Genomic DNA, 1858 nt, shown 5'->3' on the forward strand with positions numbered 1-1858 from the left:
CCCGACGACGTCGATGGCGGTTGCTGTCTGGTTCATGCGACCACCCTCAAGGGTTGACGCTGCGTCAGGGTCAAGCCCTGTTTTCGAACGACCAAAAACGCGAGAGGCTGGGTCCACCATGGCCGTGATCGAGGACGTACGAGCGCTGGGCTCCGAGCTCGAGCGCTCCTACGAGGTGTACGTGCGCAACCGCCTGAAGTTCCGGGTCAAGCAGATCGTGTACGCCGCCTTCTCCCTCGACGAGACGGTGATGGGCTTCGCCTTCCCCAAGGAGGAACGGGCCGCGCTGGTCGCAGGCGATCCGCACAAGTTCCAGCTGCCGTCGGAGTCGGACCTGCGCTTCCACTGGGTGCACGCGAGCCTGGCGGCGCTGGACCCGGTCGAGGCACGCGAGCTCGTCGTCGACGCCTGGCGGATGGTGGTGCCGCAGAAGGTCGCGCGTGCCTACGACCTCACGCACGCCGACGGACCCGGCGAGCCGACGGAGTCGTAGACACGTCCACTAGCCTCGACGGTGACCGGAACATTCGAGTTCCACCGAAGGAGCCTGCGTTGAACGTCGTCGTCTGGATCGTCTCGGGCCTGCTGGCCGCGCTGTTCCTCATGGCCGGCACCATGAAGCTGGCCAAGTCCAAGGAACAGATCCTCGCTGACCCGAAGATGGGTTGGGCCGAGTCGTTCTCTCCGGGGACGATCAAGCTCATCGGCGCAGCGGAGGTCGCCGGCGCCCTCGGCCTGATCCTGCCGGGCGCCTTCGACGTCGCCACCTGGCTGGTCCCGGCCGCGGCCATCGGCCTGGCCGTCACGATGGCCGGCGCGGCGATCACCCACACCCGCCGCAACGAGTGGCCGAGCGTCGCGTTCACCGTCGTCCTGCTGGCGCTCGCTGTCTTCGTCGCGGTGGAGCGGATCGGCCCGCAGGCCTTCTGACGGACGCGACCACCACCCGGGGAGAACCAGCACCATGAACAAGAACGTCCTGGCCCTTCTGGTGGCGGTGTCGCTCAGCCTCGCCGCCTGTTCAGACGACCCGGAGCACGGCGCTGACCACCCCTCCTCCAGCATCGCGGAGAGCGAGGACTTCAACCAGGCCGATGTCGACTTCGCGACCGACATGATCCAGCACCACGCCCAGGCCCTGTCGATGGTCGACCTGGTCGATGCCGACGCGTCCCTCGAGCTGACCACCTTGGCCGAACAGATCCGGCTCGCCCAGGGTCCCGAGATCGAGACTATGGTCGACTGGCTGACCGACTGGGGCCAGCCCATCCCCGAGACCATGCGCGACCACGCCAACGCGCACAGCGACGACGAGATGGCAGTGGACTCCGACATGCCCGGCATGGTCAGTGCCGAGGACCTGGACGATCTCGACGCCGCTCAGGGCGAGGAATTCGAACGGAGGTGGCTGCAGCTGATGATCGAGCACCACGAGGGCGCCATCGAGATGGCCCGCGACGAGGAGTCCACGGGCGAACACCCCGACGCACGCGACCTCGCCGAGACGATCATCGAGACCCAGCAGGCCGAGATCGACGCGATGAAGGCGCTGCTCGGGTCCTGACTAGCCCGTCGCCGAAGGCAGCACCACGCTGACGACCAGCCCGCCCTCGGGGCGCGGCGTCAGGGTGAGCGTGCCGTCGTGCGCCTTCACGATGCTCTGGACGATGGCCAGTCCCAGGCCGATGCCGGCGTGGTCGGTACGGATCCGCTGGTTCCCGCGCTGGAAGGGCTCGACGAGGGTCGCCACCAGTTGAGGGGTGAGCTTCTCTCCCGTGCTCTCGACCGTGAGTACGACGCCCGCCCGATGTGCGCCGGTTCGTACCCACACCGCCCCGGACTCGGGCAGGTTGTGCAC

General features: G+C 67.8%; 4 protein-coding genes. 3 read left to right on the top strand and 1 reads right to left on the bottom strand.

The genetic code is table 11. From position 1 onward, the window contains the following. Positions 1–118: 118 nt before the first annotated feature. Genes ACOADB_RS08705 through ACOADB_RS08715 form a run of 3 tightly spaced genes read left to right on the top strand, consistent with a single transcriptional unit; the run spans position 119 to position 1564 of the window. Positions 119–493, top strand: coding sequence for an MmcQ/YjbR family DNA-binding protein (locus ACOADB_RS08705; RefSeq protein ID WP_378597564.1), 375 nt, complete (start codon positions 119–121; stop codon positions 491–493). 59 nt (positions 494–552) lie between these two features. Continuing rightward, a complete protein-coding gene (locus ACOADB_RS08710; protein ID WP_378597565.1) occupies positions 553–930 on the top strand; it encodes a DoxX family protein in 378 nt (125 codons plus the stop codon). Positions 931–964: 34 nt separating this feature from the next. Beyond that, complete coding sequence (locus ACOADB_RS08715; protein WP_378597566.1) at positions 965–1564, top strand: DUF305 domain-containing protein; 600 nt, start codon at positions 965–967, stop codon at positions 1562–1564. On the opposite strand, the gene ACOADB_RS08720 is transcribed toward ACOADB_RS08715, so the two are convergent. Beyond that, positions 1565–1858, bottom strand: a 294-nt coding sequence (locus ACOADB_RS08720; RefSeq protein WP_378597567.1) for a sensor histidine kinase, incomplete at its 5' end; no start/stop codon positions are given.

The organism is Nocardioides sp. CPCC 206348, assembly GCF_048654705.1.
Classification (GTDB): Bacteria; Actinomycetota; Actinomycetes; order Propionibacteriales; family Nocardioidaceae; genus Nocardioides.

Coding starts and splice junctions, on each gene's coding strand:
- ACOADB_RS08715 (WP_378597566.1), top strand. CDS start 965: ATGAACAAGAACGTCCTGGCCCTTCTGGTGGCGGTGTCGCTCAGCCTC.
- ACOADB_RS08705 (WP_378597564.1), top strand. CDS start 119: ATGGCCGTGATCGAGGACGTACGAGCGCTGGGCTCCGAGCTCGAGCGC.